The organism is Neoalteromonas arenosi, from assembly GCF_030362855.1.
Lineage (GTDB): Bacteria > Pseudomonadota > Gammaproteobacteria > Enterobacterales > Alteromonadaceae > Alteromonas_E > Alteromonas_E arenosi.
Genome location: NZ_JAUCBP010000007.1, coordinates 163,109 through 187,052 on the forward strand (window position 1 = coordinate 163,109; position 23,944 = coordinate 187,052).

The window sequence follows — 23,944 nt, forward strand, 5'->3', positions numbered from 1 at the left end:
AAAGGCCTATATCTTCCTTACAAAAAAAAGCCCCAAACTTTCGTTTGGGGCTTCACACAGTTAAAGGAACAAGGTGGCTGGTTGGGACTAAGCCACCCGGGACTTATTCCTCTATTGCTTCTCCATGATAAATCGCCACCAGACACCTGTTCCGGCTTCAATATCAACAGTCATGCGCGTGTCGTTGTCAGTGAATTCAACCATGTAAACCGTGGTTGCGGAGACTGTTCCACCATTACCGAGTTCGCCATTATTCACTGCTTTAGGGATACCTAAGTAGCCACCGACACCGTTAATTGTGATGGTGCCTGCGTCCATATCAAGGTCCCAAGTGTATTCACCTGCACCATCGTGCGGAGCCACAGGAGTACCACACTCTTCACCTGTTACACCTTGCCACGCTTCTAACCAAGTATCATCGCCAAGTACGTTGTCAAAGGTACCGTCTTCCATGAACACATAGTCATCATCGTAGAAACAAGCGCGTGTTGTTACACCAGCATCATCGATTGCCCACCAGCTGATATCGCCAAGTGCTGGACCCACACCGAGTGAGTTAGCTTCAGGAGCAACACGCCAAGTACCGACTACTGGACTTACTTCAACAGGTGCAGGTTGTACCGTTTTGATCATTCTGTATCTCCACCATACGCCAGGGCCAGCTTCGATATCAATAATCACAGTATTGTCATTTTCCCACGTCACTTCATAAGTTACGTTAGCTGGGACTGATACTGCAGGTAATTCTCCAGCGTTAACCGCTTTCGGAATACCCATGTATCCACCCAAACCGTCGATCAACAGTGTGCCTGTATCTTCAGTCGCTTCAGTGTAGGTCCAGGTGTAATCCGCTGCGCCGTCGTGTGGTGCAACTGGAGTACCACATTCTTCGCCGGTTACGCCTTGCCATGCCTCTAGCCACGTATCGTCACCAAGTACGTTATCAAAGGTACCGTCGCGGTCGAACACGTACTCATCATCATAGAAACATGCACGCGTCGTTACACCAGCATCGTCAATTGCCCACCATGAGATATCGCCACGTGCAGGACCAACACCTAATGATCCGGCCACGGGTTCTACTTGCCATGTACCTGCGAAGGTACGCTCTGGAGCAGGACCTGGAGTACCGAAGCTTTCCAGTTTCTGCATCACGAACTGCCACCAGATACCCGTACCTGATTCCACAGTAACGATCATGCGATCATTGCCAACTTCTTCGATGTTGTAAGTTACGTTTGGTGGGGTTGGTACACCTGGTAATTCACCAGCGTTAACCGCTTTAGGAATACCGACGTACGAACCGAAGCCATCGATTAGCAATGTGCCAGCGTCGCCGTCATAGCTCCATGTGCCAGCAGTCATGCCATCATGTGGTTCAACTGGTGCGCCACAGGCTTCTGGATTACCGCTTTGCCACTCTTCTAACCACGTATCATCACCGAGTACGTTTTGGAATGAACCGTCTTCGTTGAATACATAGGTGTCGTCGTAGAAACATGCACGGTCAGATACACCTTGATCGTCAATTGCCCACCAAGAGATATCGCCAGGCGTAGGACCAACACCCAATGAGCCCGCTTCTGGTGCTACTGCCCAAATACCAGCCATTGCAAATGGACCTTCAATAGGCGGTGCAGGAGGCACTGGCGCTGAAATACCACAGCTGCCTGGGGCACCACAAGAAAGGGTGATATTGTCGATGAGTACATCAGCTGCACCGGTAGGCTCGAACACGAACATGCTTTGGATACTGCTGGTATCAAGCGGCATAAAGCCATCACCACGGAACGCCAGTAGGTCGTTCACTTTAACGCTTACAGTTGTCCACGTATCACGCGGGAAGTTGTCTGCAGCTAGTGCGACTTGGCCAAGCGCTGGATAACCACTGTCCATCTTCACGAGGAACGTGCTTTCAGCGTCTGCACTGCGAACGTAAATATCGAAGCGCAATTCACCCGCGTGTAATTCCCAGAAGTTAGGGTTGTTACCCATACCGAATAGCTCAATCGGCTCAACAGTTGGGTTAATTGAAATGTTACCGCTGTTGGAGGTAATAACTTCAATCACGTTGCCGCGGTCACCTGCGTCTACTTCTGCAAACGTCAATGCACCATCGTTGTTCCAGAATGAATTGAGTGCGAGAGGACGGTCATACGTTTCGCCGTTGATTGTCCAGCTATACAGCGCTGGTTCGTCAATGTAAATATCGAACGACTCTTGTGCTGGACGCAGTGGATCAGGCGTCTCTAGGTCTGGATTGACGTTCGAATTACAGCCTTTTCCGTCTGCTCTGCCGTACGAACAGCTGTAAACACGCACATAATCTACTTCTAGCTCACCTGGAAGCGATGCGTCGTCAACGGTATTACCCGTTAAGTTACCACCGACAGCAAGATTCAAAATCAAGTGGAAGTCGGTGTTGAATGGTGCACCATCAACGGCTAACTCATAACCTTGATTTGCTTCGTTATAGAAATACGAATAATAACTTTCAGACGTAATTGTCTTGAAGTGAATATCGTTTACGAGGAAGCGAATTTCATTTTGTTCCCACTCAACCGCATATTCGTTGAACTCGGTAGGATCAACGTCAGCTGGGAATGCTTCAGAGATAGACTGTTGTAGTGGCCATGGGAAACCGTGGAAAATGGTAGAGCCATAATATTGGGTATCTACGCCAGGGTTTGCTGCTTCCATGATATCGATTTCACCTGTTGCAGCCCAACCATCAGAGCCATACGGCGAATCGCTGGACAGCATCCAGAAAGCGCCCCAGAGGCCTTGGCCTGAAGAGGTACGTAGGCTTGCTTCAACGCGACCGTAGGTAAAATCTAGTTTGTCGAGAGTCGTGATCCGAGACGACGTATAAGGGAAGCCATCCTGCACCGACTCAGCGCGGGCAGAAATCTTGAGCGTACCGTCAGACACCGAAGCGTTTTGATCGGTATACCACTGCTGCTCGTTGTTGCCCCAGCGCTCTAGTCCTCTATCAGAACCATCGCCGAGGTCATAACCCCAATTGGCAGTGTTTAGTGTGTCGCCATCAAACTCATCGCTCCACACCAACTCCCATTCCTCTTCAGGGGCAGGGAAAAACGGCGGAGTTTCCGGTGAGTCCTTGGTGTCACCCACTGAATCGCCACCGCCACAAGCTGATAGAAACAGCCCGGTGGTTGCGAGTAGTAACACGTGTTTGAGTGTTCGTCTACGGTAAGTCATTTTTGTCCTCGTTTCCGATTTTTATGCGTGCAACAAAAGTAAAGATTTTGTTAATGGTCGAATATATGAGGATGTAATTTAATTGTTAATACCCCAATCTCTTATTTGCGGTCAAAAGGGACTGGCAAGCCGTGAAGCGGACTGATTGAGTCGTAGGTGGTTCGAAAATACGAATTTTTTATTCTTTGACCATTACGCTAGCGTTGAGAAACGCCAACGCTTACATGGGGTGACGAAAGTTGATGAACATATTGGCAGTTAAGCGCCCAGTATTAGGGCTCGCGTCAATATCTGTCGCTGGATTGATAACGCCAGAATGGAGTAAGTTGCCCGGGTAAATCGCCATTCGATTCTGGCTAAAAGGGATCTCTCCTATTTTGGTAAACTGTGAATCGGTATCGGCAATGTACTGACCTTTGGGCCCGCCGTTTTGTTCAAACTGACGACTCACGGATGATAAAAACTGCTCTACGTTTGCCTCGAAAACGCGCTCTGTTTGGCTGGCGTTGTGGCGATAAAAGGCGGTGCCACCGTGCGGGTGCGGATTTAAATAGTGCAATAAAGCGAAGCGAAATTGTTCAGTTCCATCAAAGTGAGGGATTTGTTGTTCTATTGTTAATTCATGCGGCTTTCGAGTGACCAACGAATAATAACTGTCGAAGAATTCTACTTGATAATCAGCGGGTATCCCATAGATCTTGTGAAGCAAAGGCACGAGCGCTTTCGCTACCGCAATCATATACTCGTCTGGCAGCTTGGCGCGAATGCCAGGATAGTATGTTGGCGCCTGGTCAAAGCTCAGTTGGTCCAGATTACTCAGCAGCGTAGGCGTTAAATTTTCAAGAAAGTTATCCAGTATAAACACCGGGGTTTGTTCCTGACCCACCTTGCTAAAATAGGGGGTCGCTGCGCGGTTAACACTGATTTCCATGAGGTTTTCTACTTTTTTTACTGGATGCTTGCCAAACTCGGCAGTGATTTAGCGATCAGACTAACGGATTTTTATTCGGCTGTCAGGATACTTATACACTCACTTTTTACTTCAATCCCATACTCTTCATTGAGCTAAACCATAGAAATGGTTGACTCGCAACGAATGCATGGACTAACGTAATTTACGCAAATCGCAATGCTCAATAAAGTTTAAAAAAACCACTTTGTTTTCAACCGGCCGTGGAACTCACATTATGTTACCAGCTAAAAAAATTGCCTTTTCATTCATTGCAATAGTCGGGATCCCCGCGCTGTTCTTTTTAGCTTTGGAAGGTATTTTGCGAATCAGTGGTGTTGGCACTGATTATGACTATTTCCACTCGGTAGAAATTGACGGGGTTGAGCATTTTCAAGATAACAAAGCGTTTGCAAATCAGTTTTATCCCGCCTCTTTGGGTGTTGCACCGTTAAACAACACAATAACTGCGCAACGCGACGATGATGTTGTCAGGGTATATGTATTAGGGGGCTCTGCTGCGCAAGGTTTTCCCCACGTTAATCACGGCTTAGACCGTCACTTAGGGGCGCATTTAAGCGCAGCTTTACCCGGTAAAAAGATTGAAGTGATCAATACCGCTATGACGTCAGTGAACTCTCATGTTGTCTATGAAGTTGCGCGAACGCTACCTGCTAATTCGGCCGATTACGCCGTAATACTTATGGGTAACAACGAGGTTGTGGGGCCCTATGGACCCAGCACGTTTAACCAAAACTTTTTGTCTAGCATGACTATGATTCGGACGCTTCAATCGCTCAAGCGCACACGCACTTGGCAGGCGATAGAAGCATTGGTGCAAGCTGCTCAGCCAGCATCGGCAGGAGAAGAAATGGAATGGGAAGGCATGCAAATGTTTTCCGGTTTCAGCGTCACCCACGACGATCCCCGACTTGAACATGTTTATAGCCATTATGAGCGCAATTTGCGCGATATCATCGAGCTTCTTCAAGATAAAAATATGCATGTAATACTGTCTTCCGTACCGGTTAATTTGCGCCACTCTGCGCCTTTTGGTTCGGCACACAAGACAGGGCTCAGCGAAGCTCAGTTACAGCAGTGGCAATCACTTAACAGCGCCGCGAAGCTGTTATTTGCAGAACAAGAATGGGCAGCAGCGGTTAAAGCATATCAAGAATTGTTAACAATCGATGATGAATACGCTGATAGTCATTTTCGATTGGCCACAGCGTTAGAAAACATGAGCGAGTTCAACCTCGCTAAAACACACTTTGAAGCGGCGTTGCGTTTTGACACCAAGCGCTTTCGAACTGATGGGGTACTCAATGCAATAGTGGCCAAAGTCGGGGCTGAAGAAGCCGGCGAGTCACTCACCTATGTAGACAGTGTGGCATTATTTGATGGGGTCAAACGTGGCTATGTGCCAGGCTGGGATCTACTCCATGAGCACGTGCATTTTGATTATGACGGAAACTATTATCTTGCGCGCGAGTTTACGCAAGCTATCATGGCTGACTTGCAGCCTTCACAGCGCTATACCCGGCTGTCAAAACAGCGCGCCGCAGAACGTATTGGATTCCCTAATCACGAAACCAACCAAGTAATGAACCGCTTATTGGGCATGGTGAAGAAATCGCCATTCACTGAGCAAAGCAATGCCGCTGAACTGGAAGCCTTTACCACTGCAAGGCGCGATGAAATCGTCGCTGAGGTGGGCAGTCCGGCTGATGCAGTAGCACGCCGTCAGCCATTAGTTGAACAAGGTTTAGCAGATTGGAAAATCCATTATGAGTTGGCTGAATTAAATCGCTTCTTGCGCAATAAAGACGCGACTTATTTCCATTTAACAGAAGTCATAAGGCTTTATCCACACAATCATGAAAGTTATATAAAACTCGCAGAATACTTATCAGCTGAAGGACAGTTGTCTCAAGCGAATGAACATCTTAAACGATCGCTTCACTACACGCGCAATGATGAAACCAAAGATACCCAAGCACTGGGCTGGATTGGTTTAAATTACATGAAAATGAACGATTATGAGCAAGGCAGTGATTACCTAGAGCAGGTGATTGATGACTATTCCGATCAAATCGGCGCTACGATCCGGGCTTACGGTGCTCTGATAAAGTATGCGAGAGAACGCAACGAGCATGACGATTTTCAGAGTTATCTCGCCGGAGTGAAACGCTACGCCAAAGGACTCATTGAACAAGATCGAGTAGCAGAATTTCCTTTGTTATATCGTCGTATGGCACAAATAATGACCATCGCAGGGGACACTGCTGAAGCGGAACGCTGGCAGCAAATGCAGGCAGAAAACACTTAATTGCATTGTCTGTAAATTGAACGAAATGAAAACGCAACTTTTATGTGGCGTTTGCTCTCGTCGCTAAGGCTTTTGCGAATAATCCGCTTTGCCGCTCCGGCAAACCATCTCACCGCAACCTGGTTTCGTTTGTTAACAACCTATGCGAAGTTAAATTACGAAATATTTTTATAACAAGCTGATAACAAACGTAATCGGGGACACACGTCTATGCAAAACAAGAACCGTCTTTTTAGCCCTGTCGCGCGGGGAGTTTCACTTGCCTTAGGCGTGAGTTTAATGGCGCCAATCTACGCGCAAGATGCGGCTGATGGGACAACCGCCGAGGACCAGGATGTAGAAGTCATTCAGGTCTCGGGCATTCGAAGCAGTCTAGTACGCGCTATGGACACCAAACGCGAGTCGGTGGGTGTTGTTGACGCTATTAATTCAGAAGATATCGGTAAATTCCCAGACACAAACTTAGCGGAATCTCTGCAACGTATCACCGGGGTCTCAATCGACCGTCAAAATGGTGAGGGCTCTCGCGTCACGGTGCGGGGCTTAGGACCAGACTTCAACCTAGTTACACTAAACGGTCGACAGTTGCCAACCAACTCAGGTTTTGGGCGTTCGTTTGACTTTGGTGATTTGGCGTCTGAAGGTGTTTCAGGTGTCGAAGTATACAAAACAGGTAAGGCGTTCGTTCCTTCTGGTGGTATGGGGGCAACGATTAACATCTTGTCATACAAGCCGTTGGAAAATCCTAACCTCAATGCTAGCTTCGGTTTGAAAGCTGTTAACGATACATCAACTATCACTGGCGAAGAATTTACACCGGAGTTTTCTGGTTTGTTCAGTGAAACCTTCTTGGATGATACGTTGGGTATAGCTATCGTTGGTAGCTTCCAAGAGCGTAACAATGGTGCGCAGTCTGCAACCACCAACTTCTTCGCCGAAGTAGACGGTGGCACTGTTCGTGACGGTGTGAGCGTTGACGGTACACAACCGTCTGAAGGTGACATTGTTGGTTTACCGCGTAACATCGTTTACAACTTAAGTGAGATCGAACGTACGCGTACTAATGCACAAGTGACCTTGCAGTACGAGCCAATGGATGACCTTACCATCACGTTGGATTACACCTATGCTGAACAAGAAGTGTCTACTAGCTTTAACGACGTTTCTTACTGGGTCGCACAGGTGCCTGATCAAGTACTTTGGTCTGAAGGTCCTATCGTATCGCCATTGGTATACACTGAATTCCAACGTGAGCCTGATTTCCCACACGCAGCTGGTGGTGGTGGTTCACGCAATGAGTTGAACTCCGTTGGTATTAACTTCGAGTGGGCGGTTAACGATTACGTAGAACTAACGTTAGATCACCATGACTCTGAGTCACTGCGTGAGCCTGATGACATGATCCGCGGTACTAACTCATTCTTGACGGTTGCCGGTCTGCGTGGTGTAAGCCGTGCCTCAACCACTATTGATTATCGCGGTGATATTCCGGTTACGACCACTACTGCAAATGACCCGTTATCACCAGATGACATGCGTCTGACAGGAAGCGTGTTTGGTAACTCGTGGGCGAAGATGAATATCGAGCAAACGCAGTTTTCTGGTAAATGGTATGTTGATGACGACCAAACCATCGATTTTGGTGTAGGGTTGTCTAAAGTCGCCAACTTTGAAGCATCGAGTAACGTTCAGCGTAACACTTGGGGTCAAAACCAAGCCAGTGCGCTCGGTTCGATGACCGATCTAATGACACCTGCTAGTTTGTCTGGCGTGTTCGATTCGTTCGACTCAGGCGGTGATATTAACAACAACTTCTTCTTGTTCGACTACACAGCAGTAGCCGCACGAGCAGTATTTTTAGAGTCGTTAGACCCTTCAAACCCACTATATTTGGCTCCGTACACAGAAAATGGTCAGCGTGTAGTAGGTTCTTGTGGGCACGGCTTCTGTCCAGATTTTGATCCGGGCTTTGGTAACAACTTCCAAGAAGACACGATTTCTGCATTCTTGCAGTATCGCTTACTAGGCGATTGGGGTGATTATCCGTTTAGCGTTTTGCTAGGCTTGCGTTACGAAGAAACTGACGTTACTTCAAGCTCAGCGTCGCGTAACTACACCCGCGTAGACTGGGTAGGTGCAACCGAGTGGATTGCAATAGACGATGGTACAGAAGTACCGTCAGCGCTTGAGGCTACCTACGATAACTGGTTACCAAGTATCGATATCGATGTCGATATTCATTACGACATGAAGTTGCGTTACTCGTACAGCACAACAATTGCTCGAGCGGGTTACGGTGATTTACGTGGTAACCTGGACATCTCGAACTTTATCCAGTACAACTCGTCGGGCTTATACCGTGCAACGGGTAGTATTGGTAACCCAGGTCTATTACCTTATGAGTCAGAGAACCATGATTTGTCGTACGAGTGGTACTATGACGATGCGAGCTATTTCTCTATTGGTTACTTCAGCAAGTCAGTATCGAACTTTATTACGCGATCTGAAGTTGAAGACGTTCCAATCTTCCCAGACTTAGCGTTCCCAGGATTTGGTCCGCTGTTTGAAGAAGCGGTTGCAGCATTGGGCGGTACACCATCAAACCAAGAGATCCGCGATTGGATTTTCACTAATCGTCCGGATGCACCTGGGGTAGATGCCGAAGGTCAAATTATTACTGGTGTAGTCGGTCGTGATGGCCCAGCAACCTTTGATTTGAGTACTATCATTAACGGTACTGATGAATACAATCTAGACGGTTGGGAAGTGGCAATTCAGCATGACTTTGAGGATACTGGTTTTGGTTTCATTGCCAACGCGACCTTCGTAGACTCAGATCAGCAGTTTGACCGCTTTGTGAACGACATCCAGTTTGCTGTTCCTGGTTTAAGTGACACTCGTAACCTTATTGTTTACTACGATAAAGACGGTATTCAAGTTCGTGTGGCCTATAACTGGCGTGACGAGTGGTTATCCTTTGCGGGTGGCCGTCAACCGGGTTACGTTGCTGCATACGAGCAAATCGACTTAAATGCGAGTTACGACTTTGATAATGGTCTGGTTGTTTCGTTTGAAGTGATTAACTTGACTGATGAAACAACTCGTGGCTTTGCACGTGACTACCTACAGGTTGCAGGTGTAACGCAAACAGGTCCTCGTTATAACGTTGGTTTCCGTTACAGCTTCTAGCGGAAAACCTAAATAAAACATAAACTCACCATTGACTAGTGCAATGGTGAGTTTTTAAATTTAGGGTCTATGAATTCTGAAATCAGTAATATCGTAATTGTCGGTGGAGGCACTGCCGGCTGGTTAACCGCAGCGGTTCTTGCCGCGCATTTCGATACTCAATCCAACTTTACTATTCGCCTGATCGAATCCCCCAACATCAAAACTATTGGTGTAGGTGAAGGTACGTGGCCCACGATGGCTGCGACTTTGCGACGTATCGGTTTATCTGAAGCGCAGTTTATCAGTGAATGTGACGCCAGCTTTAAACAAGGTTCGCGTTTTATCAATTGGCACCGTGGTGAAGGTGAGAGCTACTATCACCCATTTTCACTGCCGATTGGCTATAACGACATTAATATCGTCGATCACTGGTTAGAATCGGGTGCACAACAGCCGTTTGATGAATTTGCAACGACTCAAGCAGCGGTCTGTAATCAACACCTAGCACCAAAGCAGGCAAAAACCCCCGAATACGCCAATGTGGTTAATTATGGTTATCATTTAAACGCCGGCAAGTTCGCCAATTTATTGCGTGAGCACTGCGTTAACAATTTGGGTGTAGAGCATATTTCAGCCGATGTTACCGCAGTCGATGCGCCAAATGGTGAGATAATTCAGTCGGTTACTTTGGATGATGGTGCCCAGATAAGTGGTGACTTGTTTATTGATTGCACGGGCTTTAAACGCTTACTTATTGGGCAGAGTTTGGGGGTGCAATTTAACAGCATTAAAGATGTGCTATTTAATGATAGGGCGATGGCGTTTCAGGTGCCCTATGCCGATGATAACGCTCCCATTAATTCAACTACCCATGCCACTGCGCACAAAAACGGCTGGATTTGGGATATTGCCTTACCTACGAGGCGCGGAATAGGGATTGTATATTCGTCTAAATATGGCGATGAGCAACAAGCCTATGATACCGTTGAGGCTTATATTCAAGAGCATATGCCACATGCCAATTTTGCCGATTTAACACCTAATAAAATCACCTTAGATCCTGGGCATCTAGAAACGTTCTGGAAAGGCAACTGTGTAGCGATTGGTTTGTCTGCTGGCTTTATCGATCCGCTCGAAGCGACGGCCATGATCCTGATTGAATTTGGCGCAAAATTTTTAAAGGATCACTTGCCGGCTCGGCAGAGTGACCTAGATGTCTTGGCGAATAAGTTTAACCAACGCATGAATCTGCATTGGCGCAATATTATAGATTTTATCAAACTGCACTACGTGTTATCTGAACGCGACGACAGTGACTATTGGCGCGATCATCGCCACGCAAGTACGATACCAGAGCCGTTACAACGCTCCTTAGCGATGTGGCAATATCGTGCGCCTTGGCATGCTGATGTGGAGGTCGCAGAGTCGATGTTTCCACCTGCCAGTTATCAATTTATTTTGTACGGCATGGGCTTTAAAACACAGTGCACCTTAAACAATAGACGTTTGGCAGAAAGGGAGCGCGTTCACCTTGCCAATTTACAGAAAAACAAACACACTGAATTACAAAAATTGTGTCAACACCTTCCAACCAATCGGCAGTTGTTACATGATATTAAACGCAGTTGGAACAACAGGTTGTAATAATGTCGAAAATTGAAATGTTAAATAACGCCGCTCACGCGAACGTTAAGATAAAACTTGACCGCGCGCCCGCGCTTGGCGATGACGTCATGTTTTGTATGACGTATCCGTTTGAGTTTCGCTTGGTGTTGTCGCACTACCCAATTGTGGTGTACCGCGACAAAGCTAACAATACTGCGTTCCCAGTTGCGTTATTTGGATTTGAAGAAGGTGAGAACTTATTTTTGGATAACTCGGGTTGGAATGCTCGATACATTCCTATTATGGTGCAGCGCCAACCATTTTCTATCGGCTCGCAACAAATCAAAGGCAGTGACGAGCGCCAGCAGGTGATTGCATTTAATCCTGCGCATCCACGGGTAAATACGACTGAAGGTGAAGCCGTTTTTGATGAGCAAGGCAACTACACGCCTTATCTCGAGAAAGTGATTAAAATGCTGGAGTCGATCGATATTGGCCATCAGCAGAATAAACTATTAGTTGAAGCGTTAGATAAATACGAGTTATTAGAAGAAAGCACTATTGCTATCACGCTTAAAGACGGCACCAGTTACGAGCTAGTCGGTTTTAGTACAATAGCCGATGACAAATTTGAAGCGCTATCTGCAGAAGCGCTGAAGGATTTAAATGACCAGAAGCTGTTATTACCCATTACTATGATCATGGCATCCATGTCGAACCTGGGTAACCTGGTTGATATCCGCAACGCCAAATTAGGTTAAATGGATAGCGTGACAAGCACTGAATTTGGCGCGCCGATGGCTGAACTAGCATGTTCCTCCGGTATTGTGCCCGAGGGCGTCCTCAATGGTGCTGAACCGGTGGTTCTGCGTGGTTTAGTCGCGCATTGGCCGATAGTACACGCTGCCAATGAATCTAATCGAGCGGCCGTCGATTATCTTACGCGCTTCTACAATGGCAAACCGGTTAACGCGTTTTTGGCTACGCCTGAAGCCAATGGGCGGATCTTCTATAACGAAACTGTCGATGGATTTAACTTTGCTCAGTCGCAGGTGTATCTCGATGATGCGCTGAATAAAATTATCGATGTTGCCGACCAGCCCAATCAGCCAACTTACTATGTAGGTTCACTAGAGATTCCTCAACATTTGCCCGGCTTTGATGCTGAAAATGCGCTTGATTTAGGCCAAACAAGTGTGCGTGAGGGGATATGGTTAGGCAATCAATCGGTGGTTGCGCCGCATTTTGATTTCCCAGATAACATAGCCTGTTGCATTATCGGCGAACGCACTTTTACATTGTTTCCGCCTGAACAACAGGCAAATCTGTATGTGGGACCACTGGATTTTACTCCAGCCGGTCAGCCGATCAGTATGGTCGACATGAATAATCCGGATCTGGATAGATTTCCGCGTTTTGCCGAAGCGATGAACGCTGCCATAACTGTGACGCTTAAGCCTGGCGATGCGATCTTTGTCCCGAGTATGTGGTGGCACAGTGTGGCGAGTAAAAGTGCGCTGAACGGGTTGGTTAATTATTGGTGGCGCAGTACACCGGCATATTTAGGCGTGCCTACCAATGCGTTGCTTCATGCTATTTTAAGCATTAAATACTTACCTAAAGAGCAGCGTGAAGCCTGGCAGGCGCTGTTTAATCACTACGTATTTGAACAACCTGATGATATGTATGATCACTTGCCTGCGCCCGTGAAGCAGAAACAGAATCAAATGTCTGAGTTAACGGCGCGTAAACTAAAAGCGCTGTTAAGCAGTAAACTCAAATAGCAATGATTGAGCTTGTGTAGCATGAGTACAAATAAGTTAGTTAATAAAGTAGTCATTGCCGGTGGTGGAACCGCTGGCTGGATGGCTGCGGCAACCATTTCTGCGACCATTGGGCGACGATTGGACGTTACCTTGATCGAGTCCGATGCGATCCCAACTGTTGGTGTGGGTGAAGCGACAGTACCTTCGCTACTGACTATTCACCAACTGCTTAAAATTCACGAGGCAGATTTCCTCGAGGCGACTAATGCTACCTACAAGTTAGGGATCATGTTCGAGAATTGGACTCGCTTAAATCACAAGTATTTTCACTCGTTTGGCAATTCCGGTATGTCATGTTGGGCAGCGGGATTTCACCACTTTTGGGTGCGCGCTCAGCAACAAAAGATGGCCAAGGATTATGCAGATTACAGTTTAGAAACACTGGCGGCAGAAAAGGGCAAGTTTGCCCATATGCAAGATCCCAATCTCAATTACGCCTATCACTTAGATTCAAGTAAGTACGGCCAATTTCTACGAGGTATCGCCGAAAAGCACGGTGTTAAGCGGGTTGAAGGAAAAATTGATAACGTCAATCTCGATCCGCAGTCCGGACATATAGAATCAATTCGGATGGAATCAGGTCAAGTGATCGACGGTGATTTGTTTATCGACTGTACCGGTTTTCGCTCATTGTTGTTGGGCGAAGCTTTAGGCGTAGGGTACAATGACTGGAGTGAGATGTTGCCGGCCAATGCCGCATATGCAGTACAAACACAGTCGCATCGTCCTGCAGTACCCTATACTCGCTCTATCGCACTGGATGCTGGCTGGCGCTGGCAAATTCCATTACAGCATCGCGTCGGCAATGGCGTGGTCTTTTCGACCAATTTTAAAAGTGAACAAAGTGCGCTTGATGACCTTTTACAAGGTATTGACGGCGAACCCATTACCGACCCAAGATTAATTCGTTTTACCACCGGACAACGCAAAGAGTTTTGGCATAAGAACTGCGTATCTGTGGGCCTTTCCAGTGGTTTTATAGAGCCGCTCGAATCGACCAGTATTCACCTTATTCAGCAGGCGATCATTTGGTTGATCAGTTTGTTTCCAACTGACGGTATTGATACCAATCAGGTTAATCGTTTTAATCAGCAGATGACCGTTGAAACCGAAACGATCCGCGACTTTATTGTGTTGCATTATCACCTGCAAGAGCGTGATGATCACGAGTTCTGGCGCTACTTACGCGAAATGAAAGTCTCCGATCGCCTACAGCAAATCCTCAATCTCTTCCAAAACAACGGAACGATAGTAGAAGAGCAAGATGACCTATTTGCCGAAAACTCATGGGTGCAGGTAATGATGGGACAAGGCTTAATACCCAAGCAATATCACCCCATCGTCGACATGATGGGTGACCGTGATTTGAATATGTTTATGCGCCAGCAAGAGAACGTGGTGCAACAAACGGTCTCGCGATTACCTTCACATACACAGTTTATTCAACACTTTTTGAATCAGCCAAGAGCGTAAATAGAACTGGCCGCATCTGTTTACGCTTGGAGCTCCTAATACTTTTGATCACGCCTATTATCTCTGTTGTGATTTATGTACTCTAAATCAGTACTAACTATGGAGATAAAACACAATGTGGAAACGTCTTTTCGTCGCCGGTGTAGGCTTATCGCTTACTGCGGGCGCAGTTGCCAGTGAGGTAATGACTCCAGAGAAACTCTGGCAGTTACAGCGCGTTAGCCCGCTGGGATTAAACCAAGCGCAAACGCATGTTATCTATCGCGTTACTACCCCAAGCATTGAAAACAACGATTTCAGTAGCAAGGTATATCAAGTGCCATTAGCTGGCGGCGAAGCGCAGCTACTAGAGGCTTATCAGGGCATTTTAATTGATGACAAGATCTCAGCCGACGGCCGTAAAAAGCTTTTCCATGAATCGGTCAATGTAGAATCAATTCTTGCTACCGATATACATGCAGACCTAAGCGACGCCAATGCTTATGTTTATGATGACTTGAATTACCGTCACTGGGATACATGGAATGATGGCACGGTAAAGCATGTGTTTTATCAAGACTTGGTGACTGAAGAAAAAATCGACATCATGGCTGGCCAGCCTTACGACAGCCCAACTTCACCCTTTGGTGGCCCAGATGATTACGTGTGGGGACCCAAGGGCGAAAACATTTACTACGTGAGCAAAAAGCTGACAGGTAGCGACTATGTTTCAAGTACCAACACGGATATTTATCGCTATAATCTAGCCAGTAAAGAAACCACTAATCTGACCGCCAGCAACCTAGGCTACGACAATCACCCTGAGTTTTCTGCAGATGGCACGATGGCCTGGTTGCGCATGGACAAGCCAGGCTATGAGGCTGATAAAAACGATATCATGGTTATGCTCGATGGCAGCGAAGTTAACTTAACCGCCCACTGGGATGGCACGGTTTATGGCTTTGAGTGGAGTGCAGACGCCAAGTATATCTATTTCTACGCACCGGTCGATGGCACTATACAATTGCACCGAGTCGCTGTAACTAAACGTGGTAAGCCTAGCATTAAACAACTGACTGAAGGCATGTTTGATGTCAACGGTATCGTTGCCGCTTTAGAAGACCACCTCATAGTTACGCGCAATAGCATGAACAGCGCTCGCGAAATCTACCGTTACGATATTGATGACAACGCTCTAGTCGCGTTGACTAACGTCAATGAAGCCACCTATGCAGCGCTTGATTTACCCGCAGTGAAAAAGCGCATGGTGAAAACCCAAGACGGCAAAGACATGCTGGTATGGGTGATTTATCCGCCTAATTTTGACGAGAGCAAGAAGTATCCAACCTTATTGTATCTTCAAGGCGGCCCACAATCTTCGCTATCGCAGTTCTACTCGTTCCGCTGGAACTTCCAAGTTATGGCATCGCAAGGCTACATTGTAGTCGCACCGAATCGTCGTGGTATGCCGGGGCATGGCGTTGAATGGAATGAAGCGATCAGCACTGATTGGGGCGGCAAAGCGATGCAAGACTACCTCGATGCTATTGATGACGTGGCAAAAGAATCTTATGTAGACAATAATCGCATTGGCGCTCTGGGTGCCAGCTTCGGTGGGTATTCAGCATTTTATTTAGCCGGTAACCACGAGGGCCGGTTTAAAACCTTTATTTCACATTGTGGCGTGTTTGATACGCGCAGTATGTACGGTACAACTGAAGAAATGTTCTTCGTGAATCATGACTTTGGCGGCGCGTATTGGGAAACCGATAACGCCGCGGCGAGTAAAGCCTACGCCGAGTTTAACCCGATCACATACGTCGATAAGTGGGATGCCCCTATGTTCGTGATCCACGGTGGCAAAGATTATCGCGTGCCGTTAGGTCAGGGTATTCAAGCGTTCCAAGCGGCTAAATTACGCGGATTAAAGAGTCGCTTCTTGTACTTCCCTGAAGAGAATCACTGGGTGTTAACCCCGCAAAACGGCATCGTTTGGCAACGTGAATTCTTTAAGTGGTTAGAAGAGACGTTGTAATCGAAGCTAATCTGGCGCTGCCGCTCTGCGTAGCGCCACTTATACCTCTAATAAAACAAACGCACCCAAGCCAATAGTGAAAATAAAGCTGCCCCATAGTCTGGTGTATTTTATGACAGGACTTGGTGAGGTATTTATTCCCTAACAACTAACCCATTTTCTTCCATGATCCCCGCGAGCTCGTCAACGCTTGCGGGATCATCGATGGTCGAAGGAATTGTATAAGGCTGTGCCTCCGCAATTTGCCTTAATAGCTTGCGTAAGATCTTACCCGAACGAGTTTTGGGGAGCCGCGGTACGATTAACGCTTGTTTTAAACAGGCAACGGCGCCGATATCACGACGGATCATCGAGACTAACTCGCTTTGCAATTCACTTTGTTGAATTTCAGCGCCGTTTTTAAGTACCGCTAAACCTACCGGGACTTGGCCTTTTAAGCCATCGGGGACACCAATTACGCTACACTCCGCAACTGCGTCATGCGCGGCCAATACTTCTTCCATTTCACCGGTCGACAACCGATGGCCAGCTACGTTAATTACATCATCAGTACGGCCCATTACAAATAGATAACCATCTTCATCGATGTAGCCACCGTCGCCGGTGCAGTAGTAGCCTGGGAATTGGCTTAAGTAACCCTCTTGGTAGCGCTGGTGGTCACCCCAGATGGTATTTAAGCAACTCGGTGGTAGTGGCAATTTGATGGCAATGGCACCTTGCTCGTTAGCACCGAGTTGCTCACCATTTTCATCCAAAATTTGGACATCAAAACCTGGTACCGGACGGGTAGCCGAACCTGCTTTAACTGGCAGTAACTCAATGCCGGTGAGATTTGCTGCGATTGACCAACCCGTTTCGGTTTGCCACCAATGATCAATGACCGGTTTACCGGTTTTGTTCTGGGTCCATTCCAGTGTGGGCGGATCCAAGCGCTCACCTGCCATGAAGATATTTTTAAGCTGACTAAGGTCGTAATCTTGAATCAGTTCGCCGTTCGGATCTTCTTTGCGAATGGCGCGGAAGGCGGTAGGAGCAGCAAATAAGGCTTTGACTTTGTACTTCTCGGCAACCCGCCAGAAAGCGCCTGCATCCGGCGTTTTAATCGGCTTTCCTTCGTAAACGACAGTAGTGCACCCCTTCAGCAGCGGCGCATAGACAATGTAGGAGTGACCAACTACCCAGCCCACATCAGACGCCGCCCAAAACACATCGCCGGGTTGCATATCGTATACAGCGCTCATTGAGTAGTGCAAGGCAACGGCATGTCCAGCGTTATCTCGTACTACCCCTTTGGGCTTACCCGTAGTACCAGAGGTATACAGGATATAAAGCGGATCAGAGCCCGCAACGGGAACGCATTCGGTAGGCTCGGCGGTTTGCATGGCCTGCTGCCAATCAATATCACGGTTAGCAACTAACGCTGCCTGACATTCTGCGCGCTGCAATATCACCACCGACTGCGGTGGGGACTCGGCCATTTCAATGGCTTGGTCAACCATGGGTTTGTATTCAATGACTTTGTTGATCTCAATGCCACAAGAAGCGGTTACCAAGGCTTTGGGTTTGGCATCGTCAATTCGTACCGCTAGCTCTGCAGCAGCAAAGCCTCCAAAGACAACAGAGTGAACAGCGCCCAGCCTGGCGGTGGCGAGCATAGCAACCACGGCTTCAACAATCATTGGCATGTAAATAACCACGCGGTCGCCTTTACTCACCCCTTGTTGCTGCAAAACATCCGCAAATTTGGCAACCCATTCTTGCATTTGTGCATAGCTGTACTGAGCTTTTTGCCCGGTTACGGGGGAATCGTAAATGACTGCAACTTGATCACCTCGGCCTTGCTTGACGTGATGATCCAGTGCCATATAGCAAGTATTTAGCTTGGCATCTGCAAACCACAATTGCTGGCCGTTTTCGTCGGTAGTGAGTTTTGCTGAAGGGGCCTTGAACCAGGGCAGGGCGCAGGCCTTATCTGCCCAGAAGTCGACCGGTGAATCCACCGATGCTTGATATTCAGATTGATAAGTAGGGTTAGTAGTTGTCATGCTCTGGCTCTTGCGTTATCCAGTTTGAATTACTCAACACTAGCCCATCATTGCCAAAAGTGATATGCGACTTAAGCCGCATATCCTAGCTGTTTACATTAACAACAACCCGTCCTTTAACCTTGCCAGCTAGGAGGTCTGGCGCGATATTGACCGCATCTTGAAGGTTAATTTCGTTTGCTACATCGTCAAAAGTTGTTGAATCTAACAGCTTGGCAAGCTTATCCCACGCTTCTATGCGATCGGTCAGTGGCCGCATCACACTGTCAATCCCTACCAACGTCACACCGCGCAGAATAAAGGGCATAACTGTGCCTGGTAGATCAAAGCCTTGGGCTAAGCCACAGGCAGCAACAATACCGCCGTATTTGGTGCTAGCACATGCGTTTACCAAGGTATGGCTACCAACCGAATCAACTACGCCTGCCCAACGCTCTTTTGCCAACGGACGACCAGGTTCAGACAGCGTATTGCGGTCAATCACAGAGACTGCACCCAAGCTCGTTAAATAATCAGACTCGGCGACGCGACCGGTTGAAGCAACAACGGTAAAGCCCAATTTTGATAACAATGCAATTGCGTAACTACCAACGCCACCATTTGCACCGGTGACCAGAATCTCACCTGATGCCGGCGTCAGACCGTGTTTTTCCAACGCAATCACACAAAGCATTGCCGTGTAACCTGCAGTACCAATTGCCATGGCTTGTTTGGGTGAAATTGATTCAGGTAATGGGATTAACCAATCGCTTTTTAGTCGCGCTTGTTGGGCTAGGCCACCGCAGTGCACTTCGCCAACGCCAAAACCGTTGAGTAACACCTTATCACCGGGCGTAAATTTGCCTGATGAGCATTGTTTAACTGTACCCGCTAAATCTATCCCAGGGATCATGGGAAAGCTACGTACCACCGGGGACTTTCCAGTAATGGCCAGTGCGTCTTTGTAATTGATGGTGCTGTAATCAACGTCAATGTCGGTATCGCCATCCATCAACGCACTCTTATCTAGATCCTTAACACTAGCGCGGTAGCCTTGCTCATCTTTTTCTATCGATATGCCTTTAAACATTTTTTCTCCCAAAGGTATCGCCACGATTACCACATAATAGACGGTTTTGAGGGAGTAAGAATAAGCGGATGGTCGTAGTGAATAGAACTAGCGTCATCTACACCCAAAGTAGCATGGTGAAGGATATGGGGCGATGGTAGTTTAGCTGGCGATTTATGGCACAAACTTATTTATCAACGGACACCCCTATGCGATCTTCGGCTTCTCCGCATCGATTCACTTTGTCACGCAAACACGCATTTTTTACTTTTCTCATCTTATTGCTTTTGCCGTTTTCTGCCGTAGCAGAAACGAGCGCGGCATTAGCTCAAATGCCCAAGCTTAGCGGTACCTTTTACGGTTACGCGAGTGTGGCGATTTTCGTATTGGCTTACGCCCTTGTACCTCTGGAAAACAATATTCACCTCCTTAAAAGTAAGCCGGTGCTATTCGCAGCAGGGATTATTTGGGTATTGGTGGCACTGGCCTTTAACGATATTGGCGCGTCAGAGCAGGCACATTATGCAATCCGCCATGCAATTATCGAGTACGCCGAACTGTTCCTATTTCTGCTGGTAGCGATGACCTATATCAATGCCTTGGAAGATCGCAATGTGTTTCAAGCCTTGCGCGCATACTTGGTCTCAAAAGGCTATTCGCTGAAAAAAGTGTTTTGGGTAACGGGCGCATTATCCTTTGTGATCTCACCGATAGCAGACAACTTAACTACAGCACTGTTAATGGGCGCAGTTGTGATGGCCGTTGGTGGTAAGGATGTAAAGTTTATCTCGATTGCCTGTATCAATGTGGTGATCGCCGCTAATGCCGGTGGTGCGTTTTCACCCTTTGGCGATATCACTACGCTAATGGTATGGCAGAAGGGCAAAGTTGAATTCTTACAGTTTTTGCCCTTATTTGTGCCGTCGCTAGTTAACTGGCTGGTGCCCGCATTAATCATGAGTTTTGCCTTGCCCGACGGTATACCGCAAGCAACTAAGGAAAAGGCGCGGATGAAACGCGGTGCCCAGATGATGATGGCGTTATTTTTAGCCACTATTGTTACTGCGGTTAGCTTTCACAGTTTTCTGCACCTACCGCCAGCGGCTGGTATGATGTTTGGCTTGGGCTATTTGGGCTTGTATTCGTTTTATTTGAAGCGGGTGGAAGGCCGCACGGTGATGGCGGATTCAATCTTTGGTGGGCGCAGTGAAGCACATAAGAATCCGCTTAGTGTCTTGCAATCCTACGGTAAACATATTGGCGCACATCTTAACGATCAACCGTATCCGGCGTTTATGCTGAATACCGAGCATGAAGTAACGCACTGGAATCAGGCACTAGAGGCATTAACCGGTATAAAAGCAGCTGATGTAATTGGTACAAAAAACCATTGGCAGGCGTTTTATAAAAGTGAGCGTCCAACCCTTGCCGATGTAATGCTTGATGATGAATCGAGTGTGGCTGTTCGTCAGCACTACGGCGGCTTATATCGTGATAACCCGCTGGAGGGCAAAGCCTACGATGCGGCGAATTACTTTGAAAATATCGGTCAATCTGGTGCCTATTTAATGTTTAGTGCTGCACCAGTGACCGATGAAAATGGCAAGACGATAGGTTCGGTCGAGCTATTTGAAGATATGACTGAACAGCGCGCCGATGTTAAAGAATTCGATGTAATGGAGCGGGTGTCACGTGCCGAATGGGACACCTTGTTATTTTTTTATGGCGTGATCATGTGCGTGGCAGGGTTAAGTCAGTTTGGTTATATGGCGATGATTTCTGAGCTAATGTATAACGATTTGGGCGCCATAGGGGCCAATGCATTAGTGGGTTTGTTATCCGCTATTGTCGATAATATTCCGGTGATGTTTGCGGTCTTAACTATGGATCCGGTGATGCCGCTGGAGCAATGGCAATTAGTCACGTTAACCGCTGGTGTGGGCGGCAGCATGCTTGCCATTGGTTCTGCGGCGGGCGTGGCATTGTTGGGTACCGCGCGAGGCGTGTATACCTTCGCCTCGCACTTAAAATGGACGCCAGTAATTGCCTTGGGCTACGTGTCGAGCATCGGCGTCCACTTGTGGTTAAACGGCAGTGGTTTGTAACCACTGCGCGTTTACTTCGCTAAAATGGACTCAACCCCCACGAAGCTAGGTAGACGAACAACAATGCGGTGCTAAGCCCTAATAGCGGTAAGCCAATTAAAGTCCTGCGGCGCAGTGTTACTTGACGACTTGTACGGATCGCAGCATACATAGCCCATAAGCCAACCGCTGCTGACAGCAGCAATACAATAGTACCGAAGTGCGCAGGTGGCGCTAAACCGGCCAAGAAACTAATCGATGAGATATCGGCCGCTGCTTTTGCTCCTGCTCCAATAAAGCCTAAGCCAACCAATGATAAAGTAACCGCAGCAAAGGCAAGTAAACGTGGCGTTTGCGGTCCTACTCCAAAATTAGCCTGCGGATTATTCGAAACCCGCCGGGCAATCGCGCCGCAAATAATAGCGATGAAGCCACTGACAATAATTAATACCAAGGTTCCTATATACATGGCTGGAGCCACAAGGTTTTTCTCATCTTCGGCCGCTAGAGCCGCAATGCGCAGGGTAGCATCGGTTTTTAAGTAGGTTAAAAACTCAGGGGCATCTGCGCCTGCTTCCAAACAACTCGCATCTAAATCAGCAAGGTCTTGTGTTGGTGCGTCGAAGAAGTCGTTCATCACTTGTGTGGCACATTCCGACATCGAACGCGTTGGACCGTGGCCCGCATAGGGCACAATAATCAATCGGCCATTGCTAAACCCCGGTGCAATGCGCTCAGCCAATGGCGTCGGGGTGATCGGATCCCAATCGCCATTCACGATAAGGGTGGGGATATCGCTTTGCACCAACTGATAATGTTTGCGGTCTTTCAGTGTTAGGCCAGACTCCACGCAGGCGTCGGCAATCAGCTGCGCGCCTTCCACCGTAAACACGCCTTGGTTAAAGCCAAAGTTTTCATTTAAATCTTCGGCGGCTACTTGTGCTTGCGCAGCGAAGTAGCCATCGTTACAGCGGATTGCATCACTCATGCCTTGCGATACACCACCAAAAGGGCTCGCCGCGGCTGCTAAGCCTTTAAAAATACTTTCATCGCCTGATTCTACAAAGGAGCTCAGTGCGTCCATTACCGCGGGAATAGCGGGATGTTCGTCTTGCTCATACTGCATCGCAAATGGGGCAAAGCCAACAATCAATGAAGGTACGGTGACGTTTCCTGACGGGAACAGCTCTTCGTCGTAAGCTTCCACAGTGATAGGGTTTTCAACCAGCGAGTTATATGCTGCATAAAAACGCTCGCGCAGACCTTTACAGATATCGGCGTCTTGTCGTTCGCATTCGTTAAAAATAAGCTCGTGGTTACGGCCTATCCAGCGGTGAATGCGCATTAAATCGCCCAAATCATTGGGTACTATGGCATCGAGGACGAGCGCTTTAATACCCTCAGGGTCAACTTGGGTGAGCATTTGACCTAAATGACTACCGTAACTAATACCCCAAACGTTCCACTGGTCAAAGCCTAGTGCCTCGCGCAGTGATTTTACGTCGCGGGCATTTTCATAAGTGTTATAGGCGGTTAGATCCACGCCACTAGCGGATGCCGCCGTGAAACAGGCTTGCATACGCTCAGCCGTTTCAACTTCATTTTCAGCCAAGGTAACCGAGATCATATTCTCGCGGCTGGTGGCTGAGTAGAAGCGGCAGAATTCATCTGAAAAGCCAATACCGCGTTGGTTAAGAATGTACATGTCGCGCGTTTTGGTTAAGTCATGATCTAAGAAGCGCTCTACATAATATTCTATGCCAACACCAGGACCACCGGTTAAGTAAGCAACCGGATCTTCACGTACCTCAAGTGGCTCTTCCTCATCGCTTTCTTCAGCCTCTTCGTCTGGATTACGGGCAGAGGCAATGATATGTGCGTAGGTCAGACGGATCATTCGACTATTCGGATCATCGCGATTCTCAGGCACTGACAACATGCCGCAGCGCAAGCGCTCAGGCTCATAATCAATTTCGTCTTTAAATGGGCAGACAACAGTGACTAGATTGGATTCTTCCATCAACTCGCTGATAGCTTCGCTCTGTTGGGCATTTGCCGTGGCAGTAAATAAGAGTTGTGTAAACAGAATGGCTGCTAGCGACGTAAAGGTAGTGCGCGCGCGCAAAGCACGATAAAGGCGTAGGGTGGTAAGCATCTGACGTTTCTCGTTATTTTTGT

The 23,944-nt window shown here is 47.6% G+C and carries 13 protein-coding genes; 8 read left to right on the forward strand and 5 right to left on the reverse strand.

Annotated features, from left to right (window positions below):
• Window positions 1–111: 111 nt before the first annotated feature.
• Both QTP81_RS07240 and QTP81_RS07245 read right to left on the reverse strand, forming a co-directional pair.
• Window positions 112–3,222, reverse strand: coding sequence for a glycoside hydrolase family 16 protein (locus QTP81_RS07240; RefSeq protein WP_289364689.1), 3,111 nt, complete (start codon window positions 3,220–3,222; stop codon window positions 112–114).
• A 220-nt stretch (window positions 3,223–3,442) separates the two neighbouring features.
• Window positions 3,443–4,153: a DUF6445 family protein gene (locus tag QTP81_RS07245; RefSeq protein WP_289364690.1), complete on the reverse strand. Its 711-nt coding sequence runs from the start codon at window positions 4,151–4,153 to the stop codon at window positions 3,443–3,445.
• Window positions 4,154–4,409: 256 nt separating this feature from the next.
• On the opposite strand from QTP81_RS07245, the gene QTP81_RS07250 reads away from it, so the two are divergent.
• The 7 genes from QTP81_RS07250 (at window position 4,410) to QTP81_RS07280 (ending at window position 16,589) form a co-directional block, all read left to right on the forward strand.
• Entirely contained in the window at window positions 4,410–6,500 is a 2,091-nt protein-coding gene (locus QTP81_RS07250; protein WP_289364691.1) for a tetratricopeptide repeat protein, read from the forward strand.
• A 210-nt stretch (window positions 6,501–6,710) separates the two neighbouring features.
• Window positions 6,711–9,689: a TonB-dependent receptor gene (locus QTP81_RS07255; protein WP_289364692.1), complete on the forward strand. Its 2,979-nt coding sequence runs from the start codon at window positions 6,711–6,713 to the stop codon at window positions 9,687–9,689.
• A gap of 69 nt (window positions 9,690–9,758) precedes the next feature.
• Window positions 9,759–11,315, forward strand: a complete 1,557-nt coding sequence (locus QTP81_RS07260) for a tryptophan halogenase family protein (RefSeq protein ID WP_289364693.1) — start codon at window positions 9,759–9,761, stop codon at window positions 11,313–11,315.
• Window positions 11,316–11,317: 2 nt separating this feature from the next.
• Window positions 11,318–12,037, forward strand: a complete 720-nt coding sequence (locus QTP81_RS07265) for a SapC family protein (protein WP_289364694.1) — start codon at window positions 11,318–11,320, stop codon at window positions 12,035–12,037.
• Window positions 12,038–13,060: a cupin-like domain-containing protein gene (locus QTP81_RS07270; protein ID WP_289364695.1), complete on the forward strand. Its 1,023-nt coding sequence runs from the start codon at window positions 12,038–12,040 to the stop codon at window positions 13,058–13,060.
• A gap of 21 nt (window positions 13,061–13,081) precedes the next feature.
• The gene (locus tag QTP81_RS07275; protein ID WP_289364696.1) at window positions 13,082–14,575 is read left to right on the forward strand and encodes a tryptophan halogenase family protein; all 1,494 of its coding nucleotides are present in this window, start codon (window positions 13,082–13,084) and stop codon (window positions 14,573–14,575) included.
• Between the two features lie 115 nt (window positions 14,576–14,690).
• A complete protein-coding gene (locus tag QTP81_RS07280) occupies window positions 14,691–16,589 on the forward strand; it encodes a S9 family peptidase (RefSeq protein WP_289364697.1) in 1,899 nt (632 codons plus the stop codon).
• Window positions 16,590–16,723: 134 nt separating this feature from the next.
• Here the strand turns inward: QTP81_RS07280 and QTP81_RS07285 are convergent, their stop codons facing one another.
• Window positions 16,724–18,634, reverse strand: coding sequence for a propionyl-CoA synthetase (locus QTP81_RS07285; RefSeq protein ID WP_289364698.1), 1,911 nt, complete (start codon window positions 18,632–18,634; stop codon window positions 16,724–16,726).
• A gap of 85 nt (window positions 18,635–18,719) precedes the next feature.
• Window positions 18,720–19,703, reverse strand: coding sequence for an acrylyl-CoA reductase (NADPH) (acuI, locus tag QTP81_RS07290; RefSeq protein WP_289364699.1), 984 nt, complete (start codon window positions 19,701–19,703; stop codon window positions 18,720–18,722).
• Window positions 19,704–19,891: 188 nt separating this feature from the next.
• On the opposite strand from acuI, the gene nhaD reads away from it, so the two are divergent.
• Window positions 19,892–21,787: a sodium:proton antiporter NhaD gene (gene nhaD / locus QTP81_RS07295; protein WP_289364700.1), complete on the forward strand. Its 1,896-nt coding sequence runs from the start codon at window positions 19,892–19,894 to the stop codon at window positions 21,785–21,787.
• Window positions 21,788–21,806: 19 nt separating this feature from the next.
• Here nhaD and QTP81_RS07300 read toward each other — a convergent pair whose 3' ends face one another.
• Window positions 21,807–23,921 carry an alpha/beta fold hydrolase gene (locus tag QTP81_RS07300; RefSeq protein WP_289364701.1) on the reverse strand — a complete coding sequence of 705 codons (2,115 nt, stop codon included), beginning with the start codon at window positions 23,919–23,921 and terminating at the stop codon, window positions 21,807–21,809.
• Between the last annotated feature and the right edge of the window lie 23 nt (window positions 23,922–23,944).

Bases quoted from the DNA above. Each gene is read 5' to 3' on its own strand.
- QTP81_RS07285 (WP_289364698.1), bottom strand. From the start codon at position 18,634: ATGACAACTACTAACCCTACTTATCAATCTGAATATCAAGCATCGGTG.
- QTP81_RS07260 (WP_289364693.1), top strand. From the start codon at position 9,759: ATGAATTCTGAAATCAGTAATATCGTAATTGTCGGTGGAGGCACTGCC.
- QTP81_RS07270 (WP_289364695.1), top strand. From the start codon at position 12,038: ATGGATAGCGTGACAAGCACTGAATTTGGCGCGCCGATGGCTGAACTA.
- QTP81_RS07280 (WP_289364697.1), top strand. From the start codon at position 14,691: ATGTGGAAACGTCTTTTCGTCGCCGGTGTAGGCTTATCGCTTACTGCG.
- QTP81_RS07250 (WP_289364691.1), top strand. From the start codon at position 4,410: ATGTTACCAGCTAAAAAAATTGCCTTTTCATTCATTGCAATAGTCGGG.
- QTP81_RS07300 (WP_289364701.1), bottom strand. From the start codon at position 23,921: ATGCTTACCACCCTACGCCTTTATCGTGCTTTGCGCGCGCGCACTACC.
- QTP81_RS07265 (WP_289364694.1), top strand. From the start codon at position 11,318: ATGTCGAAAATTGAAATGTTAAATAACGCCGCTCACGCGAACGTTAAG.
- QTP81_RS07255 (WP_289364692.1), top strand. From the start codon at position 6,711: ATGCAAAACAAGAACCGTCTTTTTAGCCCTGTCGCGCGGGGAGTTTCA.
- QTP81_RS07275 (WP_289364696.1), top strand. From the start codon at position 13,082: ATGAGTACAAATAAGTTAGTTAATAAAGTAGTCATTGCCGGTGGTGGA.
- nhaD (WP_289364700.1), top strand. From the start codon at position 19,892: ATGCGATCTTCGGCTTCTCCGCATCGATTCACTTTGTCACGCAAACAC.
- QTP81_RS07245 (WP_289364690.1), bottom strand. From the start codon at position 4,153: ATGGAAATCAGTGTTAACCGCGCAGCGACCCCCTATTTTAGCAAGGTG.
- QTP81_RS07240 (WP_289364689.1), bottom strand. From the start codon at position 3,222: ATGACTTACCGTAGACGAACACTCAAACACGTGTTACTACTCGCAACC.
- acuI (WP_289364699.1), bottom strand. From the start codon at position 19,703: ATGTTTAAAGGCATATCGATAGAAAAAGATGAGCAAGGCTACCGCGCT.